Consider the following 7,083-nt stretch of genomic DNA (forward strand, 5'->3'; position numbering starts at 1 on the left):
AGTAGCGCGCCACGAAGGAACGTGCGTCGCTTCGGTGCAGCGGGTCGGTCTCCCGAAGATCGTTGGCGTCCCTTGTCGTCGTCGGCTGCACGGCGGACGCCTTCAGCGGTTGATCCACCGCTGCATGTGTTCGGGGTAGCGGTCCCCGCTGACGTCGACCCGGTCGGCCGCCTCGGTGATCTCCGCCAGGTCGTCCGGGGTGAGCTGGACATCGGCAGCACCGGTGTTCTCCTGCAGACGGTGGATCTTCGTGGTTCCGGGGATCGGCACGATCCAGGGGTGCTGGGCCAGCAGCCAGGCCAGCGTGATCTGCGCGGTGGTGGTGCCCTTGCGCGCGGCGACGGTTCCCAGCAGGTCGACGAGGGCCTGGTCGGCTTCGCGGGCCTGCTCGGTGAACCGCGGGAGGCTGCCTCGCAGGTCGGAGTCGCTGAACGACGTGGAGCTGGTGATCGAACCGGTCAGAAAGCCTTTGCCGAGCGGGCTGAAGGGGACGAACCCGATGCCGAGTTCGAGGAGCGTGGGCAGGATCCGCTCCTCGGGCTCGCGCCACCACAGGGAGTACTCGCTCTGCAGCGCGGTGACCGGCTGTACGGCGTGGGCGCGGCGGATGATGTCCACCCCTGCCTCGGACAGGCCGAAGTGCTTGACCTTGCCCGCCTCGACGAGTCCCTTCACCGCGCCGGCGACGTCTTCGATCGGCACGTCGGGGTCGACACGGTGCTGGTAGAGCAGGTCGATGCTGTCCACACCCAGCCGGCGCAGTGAATCCTCCACGGTCGCCCGGATGTGCTCGGGACGGCTGTCCAGGCCGGTGGACCGGGAGCCGTCGAAGGAGAAGCCGAACTTAGTGGCGATGACGACCTCGTCGCGCACGGGTGCCAGGGCCTGCCCGACGAGTTCCTCGTTGGTGAACGGGCCGTACACCTGGGCGGTGTCGAAGAAGGTGACGCCCCGGTCGACCGCGGCGCGGATGAGAGCGATGCCGTCCTGGTTGTCGACTGCCGGCCCGTAGCCGTGACTGAGGCCCATGCAGCCCAGTCCGATGGCGGAGACGTCCAGTCCGCTGTTGCCGAGAGTGCGGGTGTTCAAAGCTCTTCTCCCTATGACGTGCGGTGCGGATGTGTCCAGCCGACTCAGGCGTCCAGGCGCCGCGCGCTGAGCCAGCTGACGATGGCCGGGTCGTGGTGGTCGAAGAACAGTGAGCCGCCGGTTTCCAGGGTGGCGACGGCCGCCATCTGGTCGTCGGTGAGCTCGAAGTCGAAGATGTCGAAGTTCTCGGCCATACGGTCGGCACGGACCGACTTGGGGATCGCGACGACGCCGCGCTGGGTCAGCCAGCGGAGCACGACCTGCGCCACGGACTTGCCATGCTTTTCACCGATCTCGCTCAGGACCGGATTGGTGAAGAGGTCGTTCTTGCCCTCGGCGAACCCGCCCCACGACTGGATCTGCACGCCGTGCTCGCGCATCAGCTCTTGGTAGTCGGCGCGCTGGAAGAACGGGTGGGTCTCGATCTGGTTGACCGCGGGCGTGACCTCGTTGTTGATGACGAGGTCGAGGAGCCGGTCGGGGTAGAAGTTGGCGACACCAATTGCCTTGACGCGGTCAGCGCGGTGGAGCTCCTCCATGGCACGCCACTGGCCGTAGACGTCTCCGTAGGGCTGGTGCATCAGGTAGAGGTCGAGGTAGTCGAGCCCGAGCTTGCTGAGCGAGGTCTCGAAGGCGCGCTTGGTGTTCTCCTCGGCGGGCGCGTCCTGGACATACAGCTTGGTGGTGATGAACAGCTCCTCGCGCGGGATGCCGCTGTTCTTGATGGCGTGGTCGACGGCCTCCTCGTTCTGGTACGAGGCAGCCGTGTCCAGCAGCCGGTAGCCGGCGGTCAGGGCGTCCGAAACGGCCTGCTCGGTCTCCTCCGCCGGGATCTGGAAGACGCCGAAGCCGAGGATCGGCATCTCGACGCCGTTGTTGAGGGTGACGTTCTGCATGGGACTTCCTTCTGTACGGAACGGGGGTCAGGGACGTGACCGGTCAGCGTTCGACCGGGTGTGGGCCCGCGTCGGTGGCGGTGGCCGGAATCTGATGAGGGATGGGAGTACGCAGGAGCACGGTGGCCACGATGCTCACCGCCACGGTCGCCGCGGCAATCAGCAGGCTGGTGTGGAGACCGGTGACGAATCCGGTCCGGTCCGCGACCAGCGCGCCGAAGACCGCGACAGCCAAGGCGCCACCGAGCTGACGGGCCGCGTTCAGCACACCACTGGCGACGCCGGCCCGCTCGGCGGGCACCTTCTCCAGCAGAAACGCCGTCAGCGCGGTCACAGCCATCGCACCGCCGGCGCCGACCGGCACCATCAACACCACGGTCAGCCACACCGGGGCGGTGGCAGGGAGTACCACCATCGCCAGCAGACCTGCGGAAATCAGGCACTGGCCGGTGGCCACCGGCATCCGTGCACCGAACCGGGTGGCCAGGCGAGCGGCGACGGGACCCATGAAGGAGGTGAGGACAGTCATCGGCAGGAAAGCCACGCCGGTGGCGAGGGCGCTGAGCCCGTGCACCTGCTGGAGATACAGCCCCAGCAGGAAGATCATTCCGTAGAACCCGACGTTCAGAGCGAACCCGATGGCGACCGAGAGCGACATCGTGCGGGAGCGTAGCAGCGGCAGCGGCGTCATCGGATGCCGCCCACGGGCCTGCGCCACCACGTAGACGACGGCCGCCACGACCGCCACGGCGAACGCGACCAGAACCCGCGCGGTGCCGAAGCCGTCGGCACCGGCCTCGATGACCGCGTAGGTCAGCGCGCCCATGGCGGCGACGGCGGCAACCTGGCCGGTCCAGTCGAACGGCACGTCCTGACGCGGGGAGCGCCGGGCGCGCTTGAGGAGCACCAGGGCCACCGCGCCGACGGGCAGATTGACGAAGAAGATCATCCGCCAGTCGACGAGGGTGAGCAGCCCGCCGGCCACCGGCCCGGCAGCGGCGCCGACAGAGCCGCCCACGCCCCACAGAGCGATCGCCTTCGCCCGGGCCGCCGGGTCGGGGAAGGTCTCACGCAGCAGCGAGAGGGAGGACGGAACGACTAGCGCGGCGCCGCCTCCCTGTACCAGCCGCGCCGCCACCAGAACGCCCAGGTTCGGCGCCATCGCACAGACCGCGGACGCCGCCACGAACAGGCCCAGGCCACAGGCGAACGCCTGACGGGCCCCGATACGGTCACTGACCGCGCCGGCCGACAGCAGGAACGCGGCGAAGGCGAGGGTGTAACCGTCGACCACCCACTGAAGCCCGGTCATCCCGCTGCCGAAACCGCGCCCGATCGAGGGCAGGGCCACGTTCACGATCATCGCGTCGACCATGATCGTGAAGAAGCCGAGAAGCACGGCAGCCAGCGCCGCGCGTGTGCCGGAGGTGCTCGGCGGCGACGGAGCGGCTGCGCCGACTTGGAGCTGGGCGGGCGAGGCGGACGGGGACAAGGAACGATCTCCTGCGCTGGGAACGGGTGTGACAGAAGACGAGCCTCGCGCTTTTCCCGCCCGTGTGGCAGGCCGGGCTGTGCCAGGGACTGATGTTCAGGGGTGTGACAGGGCCCCCCACCTGCCTGCCGCGCAGGTCAGCGCGGCGTGACACTGGGGCTATGGCATCCGAGCAGAGCAGCAGCGCAGACATGGAACTGGGCCGGTTCCTGCGCGCGCGTCGCACCCAGACCAGCCCTGACCAGGTCGGCCTCACTGTGGGTACAGGACTGCGCCGCACCCCTGGCCTGCGCCGCGAGGAGCTGGCCACGCTGGCGGGTATCAGCATCGACTATTACATCCGCCTGGAGCGCGGCAACGAGACTCGTCCCAGTCCCTCTGTCCTCGACGCCCTGGCCCGCGCCCTGCGCTTCGACGAGGCCGAGCACCAGCACATGCGCGACCTCGCCGCCCAGGCCGCCCGGTACGCTCTCGAACCTCCGCCGCCCAGCCGATCCGTGCCCCCACACCTGAAGCTGGTCCTGGAGACCTTGCGGCCGAGCCCGGCCTACGTCATCAGCCGCAGCATGGACCTGCGCCTGGAATCCCGGCGGCCTCGCCCTGTACGCGGGCCTCGCCGACTGGCCCGCCACCCAGCGCAATCTCGCCCGCTACCTCTTCCTCCACCCCACCGCGCGCACCCTCTTCCCCGACGACTGGGAGTACCTGGTCCGCGGCTGTGTCGCCCGGCTCCGCGCGGTGGCCGGCACCGACCCGGACGCCCCCGATCTCACCAGCCTGGTGGGCGAACTTCTGCTCAAGAGCCCCGACTTCGCCAAGCTGTGGGAGCGCTACGACGTCGTCGGGCGCAAGAAGAACCAGAAGACCTTCCATCACCCCGAGGTCGGCGTCCTCACCCTCAGCGGCCAAAGCATGCACCTCGAAGACACCCCGGGCCAACGCCTGGGCGTCTACACCGCCGAACCAGGGACCCCCGACCACGACGCCATGCTCCTGCTCGACGTGACCGCACCGGACACGGCCGTGCATCCCGAAGCAAACGCCGGACAGCAACGGCGCATACAGTCCTGACCGAGACCCACTGAGCTTTTCCAGCTGCGCGTGTACGTCAACGCGGTGCATCCGCGCGCCCCGATAGCCGACGGCGTGATGCTGTTGATCGCAGGCCGGCAGGTCCGCACCGACCTCGACATCCCCGTGATGAAGGTCCTCTCCGAGACGGACTTCGGCGGCGCCTACGACGAGGGAACGCAAATCAGCGCCCGGCAGCCCGATACCGGCCGGTTCCGGACCTGGTGGATTGCCGGTACGTCGCACGGCGACCATCAGTCTGAGCTCAGCCATGCCGCCACGCGCGTCCGCGACCTTCCGAACGACCCGTTGCCGGAGACCGACTGCAGTCGCCCGAGCCTCAGCCGCATACCGTCCCACCACGTCGTCGCGGCCGCTATGGATGCGATGGTGAAGTGGATCCGCGAAGGATCGCCGCCGGCCCACTCCCCGCTGCCCGAATTCAGGCCGACCGGTCCCCCCGCCCTCGTCCGTGACGAGCACGGCAACGCGCTCGGAGGGATTCGCGTCGCACCATTCGCCGTGCCGATCGCAACGGACCAGGGCATCACTTCGTGCGGCAACATCCTTGTGGGTGTACACGTTCCTTTCGGTACCGCGACGCTGCAGAGTCGGTACCCGAGCCACAGCGCCTACGTGCGCGCGATCAAGGAAGCCGCTCAGCAGAACGTCCGCGACGGCTTCCTACCGGAAGAGGACGCCGCCGAGCTCATCGCAAACGCCGAGAGCTCGCTCGTGGGCACCGGGCTCATCTACGGTCCGCGCTGCGCGAATGTCAGCACCTTCCTGAACAATCCCTCCACCAGCATCCTGCGTGACCACACCCAGATCTACTACTTCCGTGGCGGGAAGCGGTTGCTCGCACTCCTCGACCAGGCCACCCGGCTCGTTGCCGAGGGGTATACCGCCGCCCAGCGATCTGATCACACCGCCCGGAAGAGCAAGTTCGAGAAGGCCATCCAGTCGGTGCGGCGCTATCGCGTCGGAGTGGAGAAACTCCGACGCCAGGGCCGGGCAGACCAAGCGATCGCGGATCTGCTCGTCCGGTACGCCGACATCCTGATCGAGCGGATATCGGCGGAAACGAAACCGGCCTAATACTCCAGCCGGACTTCTGTATTTCTCCTGGTCAACGGCCTGGCGGTGGGGAGTGTAGCGGGGGTTTGGCATGGGTGGGACGGTCTTGGGCCGGCCGTCCCACCAACGAGTGCCGGCGCCGCATGCAGTGACAGTGCGACGAGCAGTCCGTTGTCGTGATCCACGATGTACCGACGAACACCTGGGACCTGGAACTCGAAGAACTCTTCCTGCAGACCGGAGCCCGTTTTTGCCGTGTGGAGGCCCGGCGGCGGATGCGGGACTACGTCCGCGGACTGCTCGGCCCGGTAGGCCGAAAGAACAGCTGGCAGCTCGCCGAGTACGCCGGTCATGCCACCCCGCACGGCCTGCAGCACCTGCTCTCGCACAGCCGCTGGGACGCCGATGGCCTGCGCGACGACCTGCAGGCCTACGTGGCCGAACAACTCGGCTGTGTAGACGGGGTGTTGATCCTCGACGACACCGGCTTCGTGAAGAAGGGCACCACCTCCGCAGGGGTGCAACGCCGATACTCCGGCACGGCCGGACGGACAGAAAATTGCCAGATCGGTGTCTTCGCCGCCTACGCCACCACCCGCGGCCATGCCCTGATCGATCGCGAGCTCTACCTGCCCAAGTCCTGGACAGGCGACCGGGACCGCTGCCGAGCGGCCCGCATCCCCGACGAGCGCACCTTCGCCACCAGGGGCGAGCTGGCCCGCGACATGATCCTGCGCGCCCTGGCCTCCCCGCTCCCCGTCGCCTGGGTCACTGCGGATTCCGCCTACGGACAGGACTCGTGCTTCCGGCGTTTCCTGGAAGACACCAAGCTCTCCTACGTCGTTGCCGTCCCCAAGTCGCAGCAGGTGAGCGGCCCGCGCATCGACCATCTCATCACCCAGGCCCCGCCCGAGGCATGGCAGCGTCTGTCGGCGGGGCCAGGGGCCAAGGGCGAACGGTTCTACGACTGGGCCGCCGCCCGTCTGTCCGCCGTGGCCGAGTCCGACGGCGGCGAGCCGACCCGGCAGCGGTGGATACTGGCCCGCCGCAGCATCAGCAAGCCCGACGAGATCGCCTACGGTGCCTGGTTGTGCGACGTGTCCACGGCGCGGTCGTCCGTCTCCAGTAGGTCGGTGCCGCGCAGCTTGCCCGGCTGGGCGGTGTGTAGGCGGGGCCGAGTGCTGGCTTTGGTGCAGTTGCGCTGCTGGCGTCTGGTCGTCGCCGTGGCGCAGTCCATGGTCTCGGTAGGGATGTCGTGCCGTGCGGCACGAGTCCGCGACACATACATGACTCTGGTGGGGGGCGGCGGGTTGGGAATGTTTAGTCGCCTGGGTTGGTGGTGGTGGCGGTGGTGTTCGGGGGCAGGTGGCGGTTGCGGGGTCGTGTGTTCCTGCGGGTTGTCCGGGTCAAGTTCAGTGCGCGGGCGGGTATTTTGCTGGCTGGATTGTGTTGGCTGAA

The 7,083-nt window shown here is 68.3% G+C and carries 4 protein-coding genes and 2 pseudogenes; 3 read left to right on the plus strand and 3 right to left on the minus strand.

Going from position 1 to position 7,083, the window contains the following annotated elements:
• Positions 1-102: 102 nt before the first annotated feature.
• The 3 genes from RV986_RS52460 to RV986_RS52470 are packed head-to-tail and all read right to left on the minus strand — an operon-like array spanning position 103 to position 3,477.
• Entirely contained in the window at positions 103-1,089 is a 987-nt protein-coding gene (locus RV986_RS52460) for an aldo/keto reductase (protein WP_475924136.1), read from the minus strand.
• A 44-nt stretch (positions 1,090-1,133) separates the two neighbouring features.
• Positions 1,134-1,985 (minus strand): aldo/keto reductase, encoded by an 852-nt coding sequence (locus tag RV986_RS52465; protein WP_475924137.1) that lies wholly within the window; start codon positions 1,983-1,985, stop codon positions 1,134-1,136.
• A 43-nt stretch (positions 1,986-2,028) separates the two neighbouring features.
• On the minus strand, positions 2,029-3,477 hold the full coding sequence (locus tag RV986_RS52470) for an MFS transporter (protein ID WP_475924138.1): 1,449 nt from the start codon (positions 3,475-3,477) through the stop codon (positions 2,029-2,031).
• Positions 3,478-3,638: 161 nt separating this feature from the next.
• On the opposite strand from RV986_RS52470, the pseudogene RV986_RS52475 reads away from it, so the two are divergent.
• The 3 genes and pseudogenes from RV986_RS52475 to RV986_RS52485 all read left to right on the plus strand — a co-directional run.
• A pseudogene (locus RV986_RS52475) lies at positions 3,639-4,548 on the plus strand (helix-turn-helix transcriptional regulator).
• Positions 4,549-4,578: 30 nt separating this feature from the next.
• The gene (locus tag RV986_RS52480) at positions 4,579-5,646 is read left to right on the plus strand and encodes an alpha/beta hydrolase domain-containing protein (protein ID WP_475924139.1); all 1,068 of its coding nucleotides are present in this window, start codon (positions 4,579-4,581) and stop codon (positions 5,644-5,646) included.
• Positions 5,647-5,801: 155 nt separating this feature from the next.
• A pseudogene (locus tag RV986_RS52485) lies at positions 5,802-6,734 on the plus strand (IS701 family transposase); the annotation flags it as partial.
• Between the last annotated feature and the right edge of the window lie 349 nt (positions 6,735-7,083).

Source organism: Streptomyces sp. RLA012, from assembly GCF_056270325.1.